Raw genomic sequence first — 16,407 nt, 5'->3', positions numbered from 1 at the left:
AAGGTCCTCGATTCCCCTGTTTTAGAATCCGTTCGCCCGTTTATTTCAGATAATACGGTCCAACTGTACCAGTCACTAAATGAACATCAAGCATTTTATATGTTAGATAATATGATCTTAACGAAATTCAGAAAACAAATATCAAATTTGCCGCTTTTGCTGCAGGCATTTCATCAGTCTCCGATTTTTCTTATTCCTGATGCAGTGTTAGAAGAGTCTTGTAGGAATATACCCACAAAGGAACGGTATAATGATTATTACTTTGAGCTTTTCAAACAATTATCGGAGAAGAAACAGCTGTATATTCTATCGATGCAAACCATTTATCACTTATTACCTGAATCCGTGATAAAGACGCGTTCAAAGCTGCCAAGAAAACTGGATCAATCAACAAAATATTGCACTCGGGGTTCTTCACCTAATAGGTGAACATTCGAAATGGAGTCGAAGTCTCGACACGATTGGGTTTCCCAGCATTTTTGATACACTTCTGTCACGGATTCAGGTTATTAGAGAAAGGAATGACGAAAAAGCAACGCATATTGGATGTGATGAAACAACTAGCTTTGCAAGCTTTCAGAGTCAATAGAGATATTATTCATAACCTGGAACGATGTGAATTATCCTCCATTTCGGATCTTCCAAAATTGAGACAAATCATTTTACATAACGGAAATAATGCAGGAGAGCGCTTTATTTGTTTTTTCTCATTATTGCTTGTTCATCAGTACTACGGTCCTGCCTATATATGTAGTGATGACGGCAAAGGTGTATATACGATGTATAATACTTTTGTAAATAACGAAAGTTTATTTGGAATATTAGGTATCGATGATTTTTTAGGATTTAAACAGCAATACATCCTGCTGTCTTATGACCGTATTCTACAATTATCCATTCAAAATACGAAGTTAAGCTCCGAAGAAATCTATGCTTTTGTGCACAGCAGCGGTCGAAACGAGTCAAGGAAGGTCATTTATTCGTTAGATGGACAGTCATTCCATACAGAAATTAAAAATGCCAATTTGGCAAAATGGATAGAAGAAGGGAAAATAGAGATTTCCTTTTAACGGAGGGGCATCAAATCGATGGCCTCATCGGCCAGCTCATCGCGTTGTCCAACCAGCTGCGGGCGGTGACGAATGAAATTCGCGCTCTTGAAAAGAAAGTCGGCGCCAACAACGCAGACATTCAGAAGGTAAAAGAAAAAGTCAAGGCGTTGAACGATCAAGTGCAAGCGAACAAAAAGGCGTTGCTTCAGTTGCTGTAGAAACGAAAGGAAAGGGTGTCCCCCAGACGGCGGGACACTTTTTTACATTAACGGAGAATGTTGATGGATGTGTTCTCCAGGGGCTACGATCATGGTGAATGATGGATTCTTTTTCACTATCCCCCGAGACAGACTGTGTTTTCCTAATTTTCGTCTCCCTTGAAATCATGAAGGTGATGGCTTCTTGCTGAGCTTGAAGATCCGAAGCAGGATTCCATACTTTGATTGCGTTTTCTGTTGTTTTTGGTAAGCTGCTGTGAAGGATTTAGGTGTTTTTTTCTAACAATTTTGTGTTTTTTGTGATATGATGACAATGGCCTGAATCCGTGATAAAGACGCGTTCAAAGCTGCCAAGAAAACTGGATCAATCAACAAAATATTGCACTCGGGGTTCTTCACCTAATAGGTGAACATTCGAAATGGAGTCGAAGTCTCGACACGATTGGGTTTCCCAGCATTTTTGATACACTTCTGTCACGGATTCAGGAATGGTACAAATTTTTCGAATCACTAAAGGGGGATGGGCATTGAAAAAACGGAAGAAATACGCGGCGGCGAGCGTGGTGTTGGCGTTGGGGCTGCTTGCTCCGGCTGTGTTGCCGGCCGCAGCGGGCGCGGAAGACCGAGATGTCGTCAAGCTGCGCATTTTAGAGACGACGGACGTACATATGAATCTCGTCAACTACGATTATTTCAAAGATAGTCCGACGAATGAGTTTGGGTTGTCGAAGACGGCGCGTTTGATCGAGCAGGCGCGCGCTGAGCAGCCGAATACGCTTCTGTTTGACAACGGGGATTTGATTCAAGGAACGCCGCTTGGCGACTATGTGGCCAAAGTGAAGCCGCTGCAAGACGGAGAAGTGCATCCAGCGGTGAAACTGTTGCATTTGTTGAAGTACGATGCGGCGACGGTTGGGAACCATGAGTTCAACTATGGCTTGGATTTCCTCAATGAAGTGTATGACGATGCCAAGCTGCCGATCGTGAATGCGAACGTGTACCGTGACGATCATGACCAAAATCCAGATAACGATGTCAACTATTTCACGCCGTATCAAATTTTAGAGAAAGAAGTCGTTGATGAAGACGGGGAGAAGCATACGCTGAAGATCGGCGTCATCGGCTTTGTGCCGCCGCAAATTATGGATTGGGACAAAGCGAATTTGCAAGGGAAAGTGATTGCGAAAGACATTGTGCAGTCGGCGCAAAAGTATATTCCAAAAATGAAAGCGGAAGGGGCCGATTTGATCGTTGTGCTATCGCACTCGGGCATTGAGACCGGCGGAAACAGCCCGAATATGGAAAACGCATCGTATTATTTAACGCAAATTCCGGGGGTCGACGCCGTGTTGACCGGCCACCAGCATAAAAAATTCCCGGCCCTTCCAGGCACGACACCAGATTTTCCGGACGGAAACGGAATCAACAATGAAACCGGCACGATTAACGGTGTTCCGGTGACGATGCCGGGTTCATGGGGCGATACGCTCGGCGTGATCGACTTGACGGTCGAGCAAGTCGACGGAAAATGGAAAGTGACGCAAGCGAAAGCCCAACTCCGTCCAGTGTATGACAAGGCGACGAAAACGCCGCTTGTCGACAGCGACCCGGCCGTTGAGCAGGCGATCCAAGCGGAACATGAAGCGACGATTCAGTACGTCCGCAGCCCGGTTGGAAAAACAACGAGCCCGATCAACAGCTATTTTGCGCTTATCAAAGACGATCCGTCCGTGCAAATCGTCACGAATGCGCAAAAATGGTATGTCGAAAAGATGTTGAAAGGGACGAAATATGAAGGCCTTCCGGTGCTGTCGGCCGGCGCTCCGTTCAAAGCCGGCGGACGCGGCGGGGCGAGCTACTATACCGACATCCCGGCAGGGGAAATCGCCATTAAAAACGTTGCTGATTTGTACTTGTATCCGAACACGGTGTATGCGCTGAAAATTACGGGAGCCGAGTTGAAAGAATGGCTTGAGTGGTCGGCGGGGCAATTCAACCAAATCGACCCGAACAAGACAGACGTTCAGCCGCTTGTGAACAACGACTTCCCGACGTACAACTTCGACATTATTGATGGAGTGACGTACGAGATCGATGTCACCGAGCCGGCGAAATACGACAAAAACCAAAATGTGATCAATCCGAACGCGAATCGGATTAAAAACTTGAAATTCGAAGGCAAGCCAGTGACGCCGAACATGGAATTTATCGTCGCAACGAACAACTATCGGGCGACGACAAACCGGATCATCAATCCGGGCGGGAAAAACACGATTTTGGCTGCGCCGGATGAAAACCGGCAAGTGATCATCGATTACATTCGGGAAAACGGAACGATCAACCCGTCAGCGGATGGCAACTGGCGGTTTGCGCCAGTGAAAGGGAAAGCGCCGGTGACCGTCACGTTTGAATCGTCGCCGGAAGCGCAAAAATACTTGCCGCAAGACGGCAGCATCCGCTATGTCACCGCCTTGCCGAGCGGATTTGCCCAATATGAATTTGCCTTGCCGCTTTGGAAGGAAGAAAAGCCCAACCCGCCAAAGCAGCCGGAGAAGCCAACCACTCCTCCAGGCCAAGTGAAAAAAGTGTACTGGGATGGCGTGGAGCTGAAAAAAGGGCAAATCGGCCGCTTGACGGTGCAAAAGCCGATCAATCTATGGAAACGGACGAAGGATGGGCGCCTTGTGTTCGTCCGCATCTTACAGCCTGGGGAAGTGTACCGCGTCTACGGGTATGACGCGCGCTTCGGCGGGCAGTACGCGGTCGGCGGCGGGTATTACGTGACCGACATCGACACGCACATCCGCTACGAAACACCGTCGAAGGAGAAGTTGAAGTTGGTGAATGGGCAATAAAGTGAAATAGCTGTCTTAGCCGTCAGGGATGTATGCCTGTTTCGGCTAAAGGCAGCTTTTTTCCTTCAAGTGGAGTGGATGACGTTTTCATGAGTGAAAGCGTTCGATATGAAGTGTGAACATAACGGTAGGAATTTCACTTATTATCAGAATATAGTAATAAATGCATGCATTCAGATAAACAGAGGAATATTCTGTGGATTTTCCCGATAAATTCTTGACTGACTCATCAATTGAATTTTTGTGTGATAATGTACAATGAAAATGGTATAATATGTTTAAAGAGTTCCGCTTTATCATCTCCCGCCTCGAACGCCTCGAAGCGTAAGCGTAGGTGGGAGAGCGTTCAATGAAAGGAGCGAAGAAGCATGGATTTTGTGAGAGTAATAAAAAACAGCAATGATCTAGAAAAGTTCATAGATATACCTGAATCATTAAAAAATAGGAAAGTGGAAGTCATTATCCTTCCCTATGCAGACGAAGAAAATTCAGAACAATCAGAAAGAAAGAGCTTAAGAGGGGCTCTGTCAAAATACAAAAATGAGGATTTGCAGGCTCAAGAAAGCGATGCCTGGTCTCAAGCTGTGGTGGATCAATATGAAAATCATTGATGCAAACATTATTCTAAGATACCTGCTTAATGATCATGATGATTTGTCGGCTAAAGCGGCAACGATTATTGAAAATAACAAGGTGTTATTGCTAAAGGAAGTAGTCGTTGAAGTTATCTATATAAGTTGAAACTTTGTTTTACATCCAGTAGAGCGCCCGCTGCATTCTATCAAAATGACTTGTTATGAAGGAAAACAGAATCGAACAATCGGAAAATCTTTATTGCAACTTATATATGTTCTTGAAAAAGTGTACAATGTCGCAAATGCTGAGATCAGCGATACTCTTTTAGAACTGTTCAAATACGATAATATCGACGTGGATGATATCGAGATAGTAGAGGAAGCGCTCATTCTGTTTGGCAGAAGACGACTGGACTTTGTGGATGCCCTTTTGTACGCCTATCATAAAGTAAAGGGATACGAGGTATATACTTTTGATAAGAAGCTGAACAAGGTACTTGAGGAATAGACATCATGATATACTTGTTACAGACCCGCGAGTGGGAAAGCTCACTCCTTTAGGGGTGGGATGAAAGTGAGTCGTTTTACTAATATTGAATAATTATAAAAAAATGGTATCATGTCATCGCTAGAAGGAGGTGAATCCATGCCGACGATCACGCTAAGGCTGGAACTGCACAAGCCGACGAAAGCCAAACAAGACATGTACGAACGGATGACAGAAGTGAATACCGCGTTTGCGAATTGGCTGTTGAATCATCCCGAGCTGAATCAAGCGACGAGCAAAATTTTTAAGGAGTTTTCGTCTCAGCGGTTTCCTTCTGCTATCGTGAATCAAACGATTCGAGAAGTGAAGTCCCAAAAGAAAAACCAGAAAACAAAGAAGTTCCGAACATTATGGTGTTGCTTTAACAATCAAAACGTGAAGGTGGAAAAGAAAGGAGCGTTCTACACGGTTTCCTTTCCCACACTGGAGAAGCGAATTGGCGTGCCGGTCGTCACGCGCCCCTATCAAGAAGCGTGGCTGAATCGGCTGCTCGATGGAACCGTCAAACAAGGGGCCGCCAAGCTCTACAAAAAGAGAAAGAAATGGTACTTGGCGATCTCGATCACCTTTGAAGTCAAGCCGCGACACGAAACAAAGGTGATGGGGGTTGACGTTGGGCTTCGCTATATCGCCGTTGCCAGCGTGGGAACGAAATCGTTGTTTTTCAAGGGCAGCCAATGCGCTTTTGTGCGCCGACGCTATGCGGCTTTGCGGCGAACGTTGGGCCAAGCGAAGAAGCTCCATATGATTCGCAAAATCGGCCATAAAGAGTCCCGCTGGATGAAGGAGATGAACCATAACATCAGCCGTCAAATCGTGAATTTTGCCCTCGCCAACGGTGTTGGCGTGATTCGGATGGAAGAGTTGACAGGGATTCGGAAACGGGCAACATCGGCCAAAGAAGCAGGACGAAGCCTTCATTCTTGGGCGTTTCATCAACTGCAAACGATGATTGCCTATAAAGCCGAAATGGCAGGCATTCGGGTCGAGTGGGTGAAGCCGACCTACACGAGCCAAGCGTGTAAATGTGGTCATCGGGAAAAGGGAAATCGTCATGGCATCCACTTTCAGTGTAAAAAATGCGGATACACCATCCACGCCGACTTGAATGGCGCGATCAACATCGCCAAAGCGATTTCGGGCTTTGCCTCCTAACCTAGCGCACTGGTCACAGGTGCGCCGCCCATTGGGGTACATTTTAACCCGATGGGACGGGGTGATGGCACACCCCTGAACTTGGGCGTTGTCCGAACCAGAAATGGATGAGGACGCGAACGACCCAAGAATCCCACGCCTTTAGGCGTGTGGAGTGTCAAGATTCCGAACAGTCTGAACGGCTGGAACACAGGAGCGTGGGAGATGTCGCGCAACGGTGCGGTGACGCCCGATTGGCAATTTACCGTCGAGGTGCAGGAAGGGGAAACGATCACCTATAAGTATGTGAAAGGCGGATCGTGGGATCAAGAGGGGTTGGCCGACCATACGCGTGAGGACGACAACGATGATGACGTGAGCTACTACGGCTATGGGACGATTGGCACCGACTTGAAAGTGACGGTCCACAATGAAAGAAACAATACGATGATTGTGCAAGACCGCATTTTGCGTTGGATCGATATGCCAGTCGTCATCGAAGAGGTGCAAAAACAAGGAAGTCAAGTGACGATCAAGGGCAATGCCATTAAAAACGGTGTTTTGACGATCAACGGTGAGCGGGTGCCGATTGATGGCCGGATGGCATTCTCGTACACGTTTGCGCCGGCCAACCATCAAAAAGAAGTGTCGATCCATATCGAACCATCGTCCGAAAGCAAAACAGCCATTTTCAACAACGACGGCGGAGCGATTGCGAAAAACACGAAAGATTATGTGCTGACAGTCGTGTTGATTAACCATTAAAAACCAGTTGACCTCGCTTTATTCCTAGCTTTTCTGCCGTAGTCGGCAAGCGAACCGCTTGCCGACTACGGCAGAAAAGCTTGTGTTCAGTCAAATGATTCTGTGTTTTTTAGTAAAATAATGGATAATCAACAGCCATGATGTGCTGAATTTAGCAACGAAGCAATTGCGCGAAGGGAAGTTGACAACGCCGCCAAGCAACGGCGATTCTCCAGGAAGCGGTTGGCCGGGCAGCGAAACGCCGTCCCATGACGGAGGGGCAACACCAGGCAACGGCACCTCTCCGGGCAGCGGTGGTCCATCGGATGGCGCATCCCCTGGGGGGAGCGTTCCGCCGGGCGGCACAGCTCCGCCGGGAAACGGAGCACCTCCATCAGCACCGCCGCAAAAACCGTCTCCATCGAAACCAAAAGAGAAACCGAGAAAGCCAACCACTCCTCCAGGCCAAGTGAAAAAAGTGTACTGGGATGGCGTGGAGTTGAAAAAAGGGCAAATCGGCCGCTTGACGGTGCAAAAGCCGATCAATCTATGGAAACGGACGAAGGATGGGCGCCTTGTGTTCGTCCGCATCTTACAGCCTGGGGAAGTGTACCGCGTCTACGGGTATGATGCGCGCTTCGGCGGGCAGTACGCGGTCGGCGGCGGGTATTACGTAACAGACATTGACACGCACATCCGCTACGAAACGCCGTCAAAGGAGAAGTTGAAGTTGGTGAATGGGAAGTAAAAACAGAAAGCGAGGCAGTCCGAATCAATAGGGCAGCCTCGCTTTTTGCACGTTATTGTTCACTCGTGACCGTAACCGCCAACCCGTCCGCATCATAGGAAAGGGCAATCACAAGGCCGTCTTTGTGAAATACGAGTGCAGGCGGGTAGCCTTGGCCAGAATCGGACTGTTCATACTGGTTTCCAAATAGCGTGATGAGCTGTTGTTTCAGATTGTTATAAATCGCTGTGAGCTGATCGTTTGTGTACTCCTTTCCGGCATCGAACGAGTAGCCGTAGAAGGCAAGCTTTCCGTTCTCAAATCCATAGACGAGCAGCGTATGATATCCGAAAAGAGAAGTCGAATAGACCCAGGCTTGGCCGCCGTCTATATTTTCTTGTAGGATAAATTTTGCGGTTTCCAACTTCTTGACTTGAGAAGTGGACATGCCGAGTTTTACTCCACGGAACAGCTGTTCCATTTTAACTTGATTGAGTTTTGCTTTGGAAGGAGTTTCGTATTTTACCCGGGCATCGCGATCGACATAATATCCGCCGCCTAAACCTAACATGCCAGGTTTAAACGTGTAAATGCGATAGACTCCGCCGGCTTTTAACGTTTTTATGTAAACTTTCTTCTCTCCTTGTAACTTATAAAGCTCGGTATCTTTCAAAACACCTGAATCCGTGATAAAGACGCGTTCAAACTGCCAAGAAAACTTGATCAATCAACAAATATTGCACTCGGGCTTCTTCACCTAATAGGTGAACATTCGGAATTGAGTTGATACTTTGGCATGATTGGGTTTTCCAACATTTTTGATACACTTCTGTCACGGATTCAGGAAAACAGTTAATTTGCCGATCTGTCCCTGCACCAATTCCATGCCATTCCACCAAACTTTTGCTTGCGCATCGTGGGCGTGAAATGGCGACAGAAGGATTCCGGCGCTTAGCGCTGAGACTGCTAGAAATTTTTTCATGATCTTCATAAAGTATGCTCCTCTCTCACGAAAATGGAAGAATAATATGATCCATTTTAACCTATATTTCGCCCCTTAGCCAAGTGGGTGCGAAGCTTGTTTGACGAAATTTCGACATTTGCACAGCCAAAGCGGCCTCTTTTTCGTTGAAATCATTCTTTTTTCTCTTTTCTTTTGATGGAAAGACCTCTATGATGAAAGAAAAAGAGAAAGGAAGGAGCGGGCGGAAGTGAGGAAATGGGTGCAGGCGGTGGCAATCGGAATGCTGTTGGCTGCGGCCGGATGGCTTTGGATGCCGAGTTCATCAATGGTCAAGGCGGAGGATTGCGAGGAGCTTGTCGGAACGGAAAAAGTGTGGTGGGACGGCGTTGAACTGAAGCCCGGGCAAATCGGCCGGTTGACGGTGGTGGCGCCGACAGAGCTATGGTTGTCGAACAAAGCAGTGAAGACGCTGCCAAGCGGCGCGGTGTATCGCGTGTACGCGCTAGGCGGCGGGTATTTCGAGGTCGGCCGAGGATATGCGATTAAGAACGATGCCCGCGTCCGCTATGAAACGCCGTCAAAAGAGAAATTGGCCGCTGCTTTATGCGTGCAGCAGGCGAAGGCAAACATGGCGGATGTCACGATGAACGGGGTGGCGATCGGCGACTCGCGCGCGAAGGTCGAAGCGATGTACGGCAAGGCGAAGCGGAAGACGAAAAACGCCTACGGCCTATATTGGGAGGCGTATGATCAAGGCGGTTACAAAAACTTTTTGATGGTGAGCTATGACCGTGATCGGGTGGCGGCGATGTACACGAATCAGCCGATTGTCCAAACGAAAAAAGGAACGGGCATCGGAACGGCGAAAACGGTGGTGGAAGCGCGCTACGGCCGGCCGCTTGCGGTGATTCAAAAAAAAGATGGCCTTTACAGCATCCAAAATGATGAATATGATACGTATCTTGTCAACGGCCGCTACGTCACCTTCTTTTATGACCGGTACAACAACAACCGGGTGGATGGCGTGCTTGTCGTCAATCGGGCGCTCGAGGATGAAAAGCCCGGGTTTTACGGAACGGCGACGGAGGAGCTGCGCACGGCCTATGAATATCAAATTTTTGATTTAGCAAACGCGGCGCGCCGCTTGCACGGGCTTCCGGCGCTCGCGTGGGATGCGAAGGCGGCGGCGGCCGCCCGTGAACATAGCGAAGATATGGCGATCCATCACTACTTCTCTCATACGAACTTGCAAGGCCTGTCGCCGTTTGACCGCCTGAAGCGCCATGGCATCGCTTATCGCGTGGCGGGAGAGAACATCGCCTACGGACAATACGATGCGATTTTTGTCCATGAAGCGTGGATGCACTCGCTCGGTCATCGGCAAAACCTTTTATATCCGGACTTTACCCGCCTCGGCGTTGGGGTGGCGTTCAATTCATTTCATCAACCCTACTACTCTCAAGAGTTTTATACTCCGTGACCGCGGATGATGTTTTCGCTTCTACAGAGCGTCCCAACCTTGCTGGGACGTTCTTTTTTTTTGACTAAATAAATGGAAAAGGGTTCCCCTTTTTGTAGAAGTTTGTCGTATAATAGAATCAGTGTCAACAAAATGATAGAAAGAGAGGAAAAGGGGACCAGTGGGAAAAGCGAAGAACATCATCCGCATTGGGATCGGGGCGGTGTTGGCCGCATGGACGGCGCTGCAGGCGGCAGAAGCGGATGCCGGAGCGAATGTCGTCTACTGGGAAGGCATGCGCCTCGTGCAGGGGCAGATTGGAAAATTGGAGATCGTGAAACCGATTAACCTATGGAAACGGGAAAACGGGGCGCTGACGTTTGTCCGCGTGTTGCAGCCTGGAGAACAGTACCGGGTGTATTCGTATGACGAGGCGTTTGGCGGCCAATACGGGGTTGGCGGTGGATATTACGTCACCAATATCAAAGGGCATGTTGTGTATAAAACGCCGTCGAGGGAGAAGCTGAAGCTTGTCAATCCGGGGAAGTATGGGGCAAGGCAGCTGGCGGTCGGCACGGTGGTAAAGGAAGTGTCGACGCGCATTGCCTCTGGGGTGGAAAAAGAGGAAATGGAAATCGTCGGAACGCGCGGCAAGCAGCATGTGTACAAGCTTGACATCGATACGTCGAATGAGAGGCTGGTCATTGAGACGGCGCTGTCCAATGATCAAGTGCTTGGCATTGAACCGGTGCTTGAGCAGGCAAAACGGTACGATGGCCGCGACGGAACCGTGCTGGCGGCGGTGAACGGCGATTATTTCAAACAGGATGGTTCGCCGACCGATTTGATGGTGCACCGTGGGGAAATTGTGATAACAAATACGACGCCGGCGGCGGAACGGACGATTTTTGGCATCAGCGCTGATGGGAAGCCGATGATTGGAAACCCAGATGTTCAAATTGGCGTTCGAATTGGAGAAGGAGGCTCATATCCCGTCGATGGCATCAACAAGCCGCGGCGCGCTCATCAGTTGATTTTGTACACCCCGTATTTCGCTGCCTCCACGAAAACGAACGCTCTTGGGACGGAAGTCGTGCTGACAAATGTACAAGGGGTGTTGAACGGGAATGGAACGGTCACCGGAACGGTGAAGAAAGTTGTAGTCGGTCAAGGCGATGAACCGCTCCAGCCTGGAGAGCTCGTGTTGTCGGGCCATGGCCGGGCGAGCGACTATTTGCGGCAGGCGAAAGAAGGGGATGCGGTGGAAATTTCCCTTCAGTATGACCAGCCCGAATGGAGTGGGGTGAAAGAAGCGCTCGGCGGCCGATACCGGTTGGTGGCGGATGGAAAAGTGCAGCCGTTTTCGATTGAAGGAGTCCATCCGCGTACAGCCGTCGGCATTGACAAGAACGGAAATGTCATGCTCGTCGTTGTCGATGGCCGCCAGCCTGCCCATAGCCAAGGAATGACATTGAATGAGCTGGCCAAGCTGATGCATGAGCTTGGCGCCGTCGATGCGATGACGCTCGATGGCGGCGGTTCTTCGACATTTGTCGTCCGCCAGCCAAACGGGCAGCTCAAAGTCGAAAACAAACCGTCTGATGGATTTGCGCGTCCGGTAGCGAATGCGCTTCTTGTTGTGTACAAAGAGACGCAAGAGAACGGGGAAAGCGAAGAAGTGCTTGATGATTTTGAGAACGAGTTGAAGTGGAATGCATCGGGCGTCAACTATGTGGGGGCTGCGGTCGAGCGGACGACAGAAAAGGTGAGAGAAGGAAAGCAGGCGCTGAAAATTTCATACGATTTCCGCGGGATGCCAGGGACATCCGGCGTCTATGCTAGTCGGGAGAAAGCGATTTGGATTTCGAAACGGCCGCAAGCGATTGGCATGTGGGTGTATGGAGACGGAAGCGGCCATTGGCTGCGCGCCCAGCTGCAGGATGGAAGCGGGCGCCGCATTTGGATCGATTTTGCCCGCCATGTCGATTGGATCGGTTGGAAATATGTCGAAGCCGCTGTGCCCAGCGATGTCGCGCTTCCGCTCATGCTGGAGATGCCGGTGCGTTATATGGAAACGGATATCGGACGGAAAAACGCCGGAGCGATTTACATCGACGGCCTTCGCGCCATCTTCCGCTGATGGGCGCGCCTCCCCTGCTTGCCTAGAAGAGGGAATGAACAAGGGATGTTGCTCACTAATCGAGAAAGTCCTTGCATGCTGTTCTTCTAGGCATTTGCATTTCTCTGAAAAGTATTGTATATATTAGAAAATGGGCGGATAGGCAAACCACAAGGGAGGCAAAAGTTTGACGATGGACGAGCAAACATTGTTGGAGCAGTTGCGGAAAAATCCTCCGAAGCTGGTCGGAGGATATAAAAAACAAGGATGGGCGATCAAAGTGTTGGAGCGAATCGCCAATCCGGATGTGGAAGACGAAGGGGACGGCCGGGTGACGGCCAAAGCGGTGCTGTGGGCGCAAGACGGCACGTATTACCCGGCTTTTTTGACAATTGACCTCCATCAACAAGGAAGAGTCGTCGGCGTCTATTTTATCGCTGAAAACAAGGAGCAGTTCGATTTGATTCCGTTCGAATGGGCGAAAGAGTTTCTTGGCAAGCCAGAGCAGGAAATCGTTCCGTTTCGCTACCGGACGCTGAGCAAAATCGACGGCGACAAGCAGCAAACTCATTGGCCGGACTTTCGTTGATCAAGGCTGGCTCTGACAGTCAAAAAGGTGGCTGAAGAGTCGGCCTTATTTTATGCTTTGAAGGGCTTACGTTCGATTTTTTTCAGAACATATTTTCATTTTGTTTCTTTTCCAGTAAAATTGAAATACATGTTTCCTATTTTTATAGATAGCAGGTGAAAGTGTGAGGAGAAAACGGAGAAAAGCATTTTCCATCATCGGATGGCTAGGGGTGTTTTGGTTGTCGTTTTCGCTGTTGGCTGTTCAGGCGGAAGCGGCCCCGTTCCCAAGTGTGGAGCGGCTTGAACAGCATGCCGCCCAGCTTGAGCGGGCGATGAAAGCGGATCAATGGTCCAAGCCGTACCGTCTCTTCAACCAAGTCAAACGCGATTATGAGGCGGCAAAAAAAGAAGTGGCGCGCGTGCGTCCACAAACGGCAAGGGCGCAGTTGGAAAAACGGATCGCGGCCGGAGAACAGACGATGAAAAAGGCTTCCGCCTATATCAGCGCGGTCGAAAGCGGGGAGCGATTGCGCGTCTTGACGGCCAACGTCGACCGGGCGCTGCGGACGGGGGATGTGGATGTTGTGTACGATTCCTACGGTCCGCTGGAATATCAAATTCGCAAAACAGCGATTCTCATCGGCCGCGTTCCGGGAGCGTCGCTGCGCGAAAAGATGGAAGGATGGTTTCAACGCCCGGCTTTGGCTGTCAAGCTGCGTGCCTATGATTCCATCAATATTATGAAAGCCATGGACAAGCTGCTTGATGCGTATGATGAAGGGGATATCGCGCGGGCGGAGCGGTTGCTGTCGCTTTGCGACCGGTGGCTGCCAAACGTGGTGGATGCGGCGACGCGCAAGCAGCTGGCGGTGTATATCGATGATTTTAAAGCGCCGGTTGTCTTAGATGTCGATATCGAATAAACTGGCGCATGTCGGGAGAGGAGAGACGGATATGAAGGTGATTCAGCGATGGGCGGCGGCTCTTCTATTGCTTGCGGCTTCATTTTCGGTTTGGAGTCCGCCGGCGGAGGCGGCGACGGCTCCGGCGTCAACGAAGGTGCTCGAAGAAGTGCGGGAAATTGTCCGCCAGTATTATGTGGAACCAGTGAGCGATCAAGTGCTGAAGGCGAGCACCCCGCAAGATATTGTCAAACAGCTTGACCCGTATTCTGCCTATATGACAAAGGAAGAATACGAGGAATTTTTGAAGTGGATTGATATGGAGTCTGTCGGCATCGGCGTGATGATTGAGGAAGATGAGGACGGCGTCCACATCATGTCTGTCTTGGACAATGGGCCAGCCGCCCGCGCCGGACTGCAGCCGGGCGATGTGATTCAGGCTGTTGACGGGCAGCCGGTAACGAATGAGACAATGGAAAAAGTATTGAGCTTGATCGCAGGGGAAGAAGGAACGACGGTGGCCGTAACCGTTTGGCGGCCGTCGACCGAGGAAACCGTCAGCGTCACCATCAAGCGGGAAAAAATCGACTGGCCGAACGTGGAGTTCAAACGGCTGGCAGGGAATATCGGCTATATTCAGCTATATAGTTTTGATGAGACAGCGCCTGGTGAGATCGAACGCGCCATTCGCTCGTTAAGCGGGGTGAAAGGGTGGATTTTTGACCTCCGCGACAATCCGGGGGGATATGTGGAAACGGCGCAGCAAATCGCCGGCTTTTTCCCGAATGTGAAACAGGCGTTTCAGTTGCGCGACCGTTCGAATCACCCAGAAGTGTATGCCGCTGTCAAACAGCCGGTGCAAATGGCGGGTCCGATCCGGCTGCTTGTCAACGCGTCGAGCGCGAGCGCGTCGGAAATGTTGGCGGCGGCGGTGAAGGAGCAAAAGGCGGCCGTTTTGTATGGGCAACGGACGTTTGGCAAAGGATCGATGCAGGAAATGTTTGAGCTGTCGGACGGCAGCATGTTGAAGTTGACCGTCGCCCACTTTTTCTCGCCAAAAGGGACGCCGATTCATCACGTTGGGGTGAAGCCGGATGTGCCGACGGTTGTCGGTAAAGAGCTGTATGCCGCTCACCGCGATTTGCTGATTGGCCAGCTGAAAGGGTATCAGTCGCTCGGCAAGCTGCGCAATGCGCCGGTCGATAAGACGTTTGTCGTCCGCTTCTCTCGTCCGCTCGCCAATACCGCGGTAAGCGGAGTAAAATTGTATCAATTAGGTGGACAGGAAGCGGCGGTGACGGCGCAAATCCGCCGGGGGACGGAGCTTTTGATCAAACCGGCAGCGAAGCTGGCCAAAGGGCAGAGCTATTTATTGGTCATTCCGCCGGTGTTAAAAAGCAAAGACGGCGTGGCGATGAAAAAAGGCGCTTACATGGAGATTCAAACCGCTGCTTCTACGAAATAAGGCCCTCCCGTCCAGATGCGTTGGATAGCCGTCTGCTCTTGATGGTGCAAAGTTCGGCTGCTTCGACTAAGGCTCGGCTGACAACGGGAGCGCGGTCGTTTTGAACGGAACGATGCAAAGAAAGCTGGCCTCCATCGGTCGTTTGGCGACCATGGGGGCCAGCTTTTTGCCGATTACGTTTCGCTTGATTGCGTTTCTTGCCTTTCGCTCTGTGCCGGGGAGGATGGGATTGTCACCTTCCAGGACGTCCAATCCGGTTCTGCTTTGTGCAGCAATTCCGGTGGGAAGAGGAACGTCCATGGTTTGCTGGTGTGGGCTTTCACTTCCAGATGGCACGGAAATAATCCGCGGGCGACCATGTCGCCAGCATGATCCCGCACTTCAAGCGGGATTTGTTCAAAATGGATATGTTTGTCGCTGCCGTTGCGAATGAGCAACGTGACGGCTAGTTCACCGGAAGGCAGCTGTTTCGCTTCAATGCCCATGAAGTTCACCTCCCCGGGAGCGGGAGGCGGAACCGAGTCAACGAGGGCTTGCAGCTGTTGGTGCTGCTTGGCCGACAGCGCCTGCTCCCAGCTTTCCTCTAGGTCGAGCCGATGCCGCGGTGTCAGTTCAAAGGCGATCTTCCATCCATCTTGAGGCAACTGATCGACGAGCTTGTCCTCGGCGGCGAACAAAAACCGCCACGGGCGGGCCGTCATCGGCGGCAGCTCGCCGAAAGCGCTCATATCAAACTCTTTGCGGGCGATCGCCGTGCCATCCTCGTCAAGCAGCAACAGGCGGATTCGTTCAAAGCGAACCGGCTTCGGCAGCGTGTTGCGCAAAATGGCGACAGCGACAAACCCATCGTTGTATTCGACCAGCTTGACGCCGGAAATGGAAATTTGGTTTGGCTGAAGCGGCGGCAGCTGTTCGTGGTAAAAGCGATAGACGTACGTTTCCTCTGGAGACAGCTGCCAGTCCGGATGAAACGACAGCGTCGTTTTCGTTCCGCCCTCCGGCTGTTCGACATGCTGCGCCGGCAGCTCGGCCTCCGGTTGTGTGCGTTGTTTTCGTCGGAAAATCATAGGGAACCT

Annotated in this window: 15 protein-coding genes and 3 pseudogenes; 15 read left to right on the top strand and 3 right to left on the bottom strand. The window is 50.4% G+C overall.

Annotation, left to right across the window (positions count from 1 at the left end):
• From GZ1_RS19425 to GZ1_RS19900, 10 genes and pseudogenes are all read left to right on the top strand, one after another.
• Positions 1–429 (top strand): annotated as a pseudogene (locus tag GZ1_RS19425) (hypothetical protein); the annotation flags it as partial.
• Positions 430–521: 92 nt separating this feature from the next.
• The gene (locus GZ1_RS15475) at positions 522–1,070 is read left to right on the top strand and encodes a hypothetical protein (protein WP_233130476.1); all 549 of its coding nucleotides are present in this window, start codon (positions 522–524) and stop codon (positions 1,068–1,070) included.
• An 11-nt stretch (positions 1,071–1,081) separates the two neighbouring features.
• A pseudogene (locus tag GZ1_RS15470) lies at positions 1,082–1,270 on the top strand (hypothetical protein); the annotation flags it as partial.
• Between the two features lie 527 nt (positions 1,271–1,797).
• Positions 1,798–4,125: a bifunctional 2',3'-cyclic-nucleotide 2'-phosphodiesterase/3'-nucleotidase gene (locus GZ1_RS15465; RefSeq protein ID WP_060788823.1), complete on the top strand. Its 2,328-nt coding sequence runs from the start codon at positions 1,798–1,800 to the stop codon at positions 4,123–4,125.
• 368 nt (positions 4,126–4,493) lie between these two features.
• Positions 4,494–4,736 carry a hypothetical protein gene (locus GZ1_RS15460; protein WP_060788822.1) on the top strand — a complete coding sequence of 81 codons (243 nt, stop codon included), beginning with the start codon at positions 4,494–4,496 and terminating at the stop codon, positions 4,734–4,736.
• A complete protein-coding gene (locus GZ1_RS15455) occupies positions 4,723–4,866 on the top strand; it encodes a PIN domain-containing protein (protein ID WP_255211310.1) in 144 nt (47 codons plus the stop codon). Before GZ1_RS15460 ends, GZ1_RS15455 begins: the two co-directional genes overlap by 14 nt.
• A 45-nt stretch (positions 4,867–4,911) precedes the next feature.
• Positions 4,912–5,208, top strand: coding sequence for a type II toxin-antitoxin system VapC family toxin (locus GZ1_RS15450; protein WP_083509323.1), 297 nt, complete (start codon positions 4,912–4,914; stop codon positions 5,206–5,208).
• Positions 5,209–5,346: 138 nt separating this feature from the next.
• Positions 5,347–6,402: an RNA-guided endonuclease TnpB family protein gene (locus GZ1_RS15445; protein WP_060788819.1), complete on the top strand. Its 1,056-nt coding sequence runs from the start codon at positions 5,347–5,349 to the stop codon at positions 6,400–6,402.
• A 204-nt stretch (positions 6,403–6,606) separates the two neighbouring features.
• Positions 6,607–7,146 carry a CBM20 domain-containing protein gene (locus GZ1_RS15440; RefSeq protein ID WP_060788818.1) on the top strand — a complete coding sequence of 180 codons (540 nt, stop codon included), beginning with the start codon at positions 6,607–6,609 and terminating at the stop codon, positions 7,144–7,146.
• 298 nt (positions 7,147–7,444) lie between these two features.
• A pseudogene (locus GZ1_RS19900) lies at positions 7,445–7,873 on the top strand (bifunctional 2',3'-cyclic-nucleotide 2'-phosphodiesterase/3'-nucleotidase); the annotation flags it as partial.
• Positions 7,874–7,925: 52 nt separating this feature from the next.
• Here GZ1_RS19900 and GZ1_RS15430 read toward each other — a convergent pair.
• Positions 7,926–8,525, bottom strand: coding sequence for a hypothetical protein (locus GZ1_RS15430; RefSeq protein ID WP_255211309.1), 600 nt, complete (start codon positions 8,523–8,525; stop codon positions 7,926–7,928).
• A gap of 159 nt (positions 8,526–8,684) precedes the next feature.
• Positions 8,685–8,843 (bottom strand): hypothetical protein, encoded by a 159-nt coding sequence (locus GZ1_RS19035; protein ID WP_157074382.1) that lies wholly within the window; start codon positions 8,841–8,843, stop codon positions 8,685–8,687.
• Positions 8,844–9,063: 220 nt separating this feature from the next.
• Between GZ1_RS19035 and GZ1_RS15425 the strand changes: the two genes are divergently transcribed.
• The 5 genes from GZ1_RS15425 to GZ1_RS15405 all read left to right on the top strand — a co-directional run bounded on the left by GZ1_RS15425 (position 9,064) and on the right by GZ1_RS15405 (position 15,331).
• A complete protein-coding gene (locus GZ1_RS15425; RefSeq protein ID WP_060788816.1) occupies positions 9,064–10,296 on the top strand; it encodes a CAP domain-containing protein in 1,233 nt (410 codons plus the stop codon).
• 160 nt (positions 10,297–10,456) lie between these two features.
• Positions 10,457–12,415, top strand: a complete 1,959-nt coding sequence (locus GZ1_RS15420; RefSeq protein WP_060788815.1) for a phosphodiester glycosidase family protein — start codon at positions 10,457–10,459, stop codon at positions 12,413–12,415.
• Between the two features lie 166 nt (positions 12,416–12,581).
• Complete coding sequence (locus GZ1_RS15415; RefSeq protein ID WP_060788814.1) at positions 12,582–12,983, top strand: hypothetical protein; 402 nt, start codon at positions 12,582–12,584, stop codon at positions 12,981–12,983.
• A 163-nt stretch (positions 12,984–13,146) separates the two neighbouring features.
• Positions 13,147–13,887, top strand: coding sequence for a hypothetical protein (locus GZ1_RS15410; protein WP_060788813.1), 741 nt, complete (start codon positions 13,147–13,149; stop codon positions 13,885–13,887).
• A 31-nt stretch (positions 13,888–13,918) separates the two neighbouring features.
• Complete coding sequence (locus GZ1_RS15405; protein ID WP_013146465.1) at positions 13,919–15,331, top strand: S41 family peptidase; 1,413 nt, start codon at positions 13,919–13,921, stop codon at positions 15,329–15,331.
• A 173-nt stretch (positions 15,332–15,504) separates the two neighbouring features.
• Here GZ1_RS15405 and GZ1_RS15400 read toward each other — a convergent pair whose 3' ends face one another.
• On the bottom strand, positions 15,505–16,398 hold the full coding sequence (locus GZ1_RS15400; protein ID WP_013146464.1) for an accessory Sec system S-layer assembly protein: 894 nt from the start codon (positions 16,396–16,398) through the stop codon (positions 15,505–15,507).
• Between the last annotated feature and the right edge of the window lie 9 nt (positions 16,399–16,407).

It is taken from the genome of Geobacillus zalihae NBRC 101842 (genome assembly GCF_001544135.1).
GTDB classification, from domain to species: domain Bacteria; phylum Bacillota; class Bacilli; order Bacillales; family Anoxybacillaceae; genus Geobacillus; species Geobacillus zalihae.
This window is presented reverse-complemented; position numbering and strand designations above follow the sequence as displayed.

What these genes read in the sequence shown, in the direction of transcription:
- GZ1_RS15475 (WP_233130476.1), top strand. Translation starts at nt 522, where the DNA reads ATGACGAAAAAGCAACGCATATTGGATGTGATGAAACAACTAGCTTTG.
- GZ1_RS15460 (WP_060788822.1), top strand. Translation starts at nt 4,494, where the DNA reads ATGGATTTTGTGAGAGTAATAAAAAACAGCAATGATCTAGAAAAGTTC.
- GZ1_RS15455 (WP_255211310.1), top strand. Translation starts at nt 4,723, where the DNA reads ATGAAAATCATTGATGCAAACATTATTCTAAGATACCTGCTTAATGAT.
- GZ1_RS15450 (WP_083509323.1), top strand. Translation starts at nt 4,912, where the DNA reads ATGACTTGTTATGAAGGAAAACAGAATCGAACAATCGGAAAATCTTTA.
- GZ1_RS15445 (WP_060788819.1), top strand. Translation starts at nt 5,347, where the DNA reads ATGCCGACGATCACGCTAAGGCTGGAACTGCACAAGCCGACGAAAGCC.
- GZ1_RS15440 (WP_060788818.1), top strand. Translation starts at nt 6,607, where the DNA reads ATGTCGCGCAACGGTGCGGTGACGCCCGATTGGCAATTTACCGTCGAG.
- GZ1_RS19035 (WP_157074382.1), bottom strand. Translation starts at nt 8,843, where the DNA reads ATGAAGATCATGAAAAAATTTCTAGCAGTCTCAGCGCTAAGCGCCGGA.
- GZ1_RS15405 (WP_013146465.1), top strand. Translation starts at nt 13,919, where the DNA reads ATGAAGGTGATTCAGCGATGGGCGGCGGCTCTTCTATTGCTTGCGGCT.
- GZ1_RS15400 (WP_013146464.1), bottom strand. Translation starts at nt 16,398, where the DNA reads ATGATTTTCCGACGAAAACAACGCACACAACCGGAGGCCGAGCTGCCG.